The 2,424-nt window shown below is 32.8% G+C and carries 2 protein-coding genes; both read left to right on the top strand.

Annotated elements, in window-relative coordinates:
- Positions 1–681: 681 nt before the first annotated feature.
- Positions 682–1,245, top strand: a complete 564-nt coding sequence (locus BN3456_RS00250) for a TetR/AcrR family transcriptional regulator (RefSeq protein ID WP_176699055.1) — start codon at positions 682–684, stop codon at positions 1,243–1,245.
- Between the two features lie 19 nt (positions 1,246–1,264).
- Complete coding sequence (locus tag BN3456_RS00245) at positions 1,265–2,422, top strand: hypothetical protein (RefSeq protein WP_089981961.1); 1,158 nt, start codon at positions 1,265–1,267, stop codon at positions 2,420–2,422.
- The last annotated feature ends 2 nt before the right edge of the window (positions 2,423–2,424 follow it).

Here is a 2,424-nt window from a genome sequence, read left to right as displayed (position 1 = left end):
AGGCCGGGTGTGGGCAGAGCCCATGAAAAACAAATATAGATGTCTTATTTGCTATGAAATTTTTTCGAAAAAAGGTATAAAATTTTCAGATGCGGTAATACTATAGATAGAAATAAAATTCGACAATAGAATTTCGAATTAAACCGACATCAAAACCAATACATATTTAATTCAAATCAGGCAGTTCCTGACTTGCCAGACACAGAAAAATTTACGCCCTCCTGCTTGGATAAGTGATGCTATTAAGAACCCCGTTGAATATTTTAGATACATACACAAACATCTCCTTTCACCAATTAGTATTCCCATAATTCCTAAACTATTTATATAGCTTGAATTTTTCAATTTAAATGCCACAATCCAGAATTCTTTTAATCTGAATAAAAAAATAAATGGCTTACTTCAAAGGGTAAGCCATTTTTATGAGTAATTATCACTCATATAGTCCAGCAAAGCGAAACATAAAAGCAGGGCATCCTATGCATCCTTTGTTTTTTTACAGGAACATGGTGCAGACCCATTATAAAAGTTCAAAATATTTTTGAAAAAGCGGATACGAGATGTCCGTTATTTTTAAATGGAATAAAGTTAAAAAATTTATAGAAGAATTACTTGACAGTTAAAATAAAATATTGTAATGTATGTAAGTAAGTACTTACATAACGATAGGAGGATGTGCAATTGGAAGCAGACAAAAGATTGAGTAAAGAAGAACGAAGGGTTCAAATATTGGATGCTGCTATGGATGTTTTTATAGCGAAGGGGTTTAGTAATAGTACGACATTGGAAATTGCTAAAGCTGCAGGTATATCTGAAGTAACATTGTTTCGCTACTTTTCGTCTAAGAAGGAAATCTTTTTAGAAGGGATTGAGCCCATCTTGTTTGGTTCTTTAAAGAAGGCATTGGATACTTCTAAAAGTTATAGCATGGCTGAAAAAGTAGAATATATGTTAACTGAAAGAATAAGTTATATTTCTATGCATCGCGAGGTCATTAAGCTAATTTTAAAGGAGGCCGCATTGCTAAAAGAATTAGGTAGTGAAAGTTTCATTGAGAAGACAATTCAATTAATGAAAAGTATGTTAAGTCAAACTGGGATAAAGCTTGATAATGAAGACTTTACGTTAAGATTATTAATGGGTTCCATACTATCTTTTTTGTATATGCCAGAGGACAATGAAACAAGTATAAAAAAATACGTGAGCAAGGTGACATCAATTCTATTAGATGAAATAAAAAATTAGAAAGGTTAGGTACATTTCCATGAATAAAGTATTTAATTGGTTAGGCAGTATAATTGAAAGATATCCGTTCAAAGTATTACTTATTTCAATTCTGCTATTTTCTATGTTAATATTTGGCGCAACAAAAATAGAAATGGCAACCGGTAATGAAACATTGGTTCAAGATGATAATCCAGTATATATATCGAATCAAAAGATGGAAAATACATTTGGTGGGGAATCTATTCTAGTTCTTTTTACAGATAAAACAGAAGGCAATTTACTATCTGTTGAAAACATTAGAAGAATATGGAATGTTGAAAAACGGTTCCAATATGACGAGAATATTTTCTCATTTATGAGCCCGGCTAGTATTGTACATCAAATGACGGAAACACAGGGTACTAAGATAAAAGAGCAAGTACTTACTTTAAGCGATGGATTAGAAGAAATGGGAACCAAGATGAAAGATATCGGATCGGAATTGAGTGCTAAAGAACTGATGGATACAGCTGAAATAGAAAATAAGTTAGAGAATCTTTCTAGTTCAACCGATGCTTTTAATAAACTTATCAATGGTCAGAAGAATATGGCTAATGGTGCAAAGGAATTACAAGGTGGTCTATATTCAATCGCCAGTGGGCTAGAGGAGGTATCTGGTCAATTAACTCAATTAAGCAATATGGTTGGAGAAAACCAAGAATTAAAAATTAAATTAAGTACGATATCAGGGAATATCTATAAAAGCTCTCAGGGTATCAGTACTATGGCTGAAAAGACATCGAATATAAAAACAGGTGCAGACAATACAGCGAACGCGCTGAATAATGTAAGTAATAAGCTATCAAATGAAACTTCTTCAATGAAAGATACATTTGCCAACAGCAATAGCATTCGTCCAGATGAAATGAAGGAAATGGCAAACGGTTTTATTACCATGGGAGATAACCTTTTAAATATTTCAGAAGGTTTAAGCACATTTTATGCTAAAAGCGAAATGATGGTAGCAGACATCCCATCAGACCAGGTAGAATTAGACAATATTTTATATGATGAAGATAGCAATTTAAGAAGTTGTAAACGGCAAGTACTTTCCAGCAAAAAGTGGAAATTATTTTCCAGCGTTTTTTGGCAAATAAAATCCAGCACTTTTGCTTATAGCACTCCGTGGTTGATCCGCGGAGCATTTTTTAACTAAAT

Source organism: Clostridium sp. C105KSO13, assembly GCF_001517425.1.
GTDB lineage: Bacteria > Bacillota > Clostridia > Lachnospirales > Lachnospiraceae > Muricomes.
The sequence above is the reverse complement of the archived record's forward strand: the minus strand, read 5'-3'. Positions and strand labels throughout refer to the sequence as shown.

Excerpts from the sequence above, each read along its gene's own strand:
- BN3456_RS00245 (WP_089981961.1), top strand. The coding sequence starts at position 1,265 with ATGAATAAAGTATTTAATTGGTTAGGCAGTATAATTGAAAGATATCCG.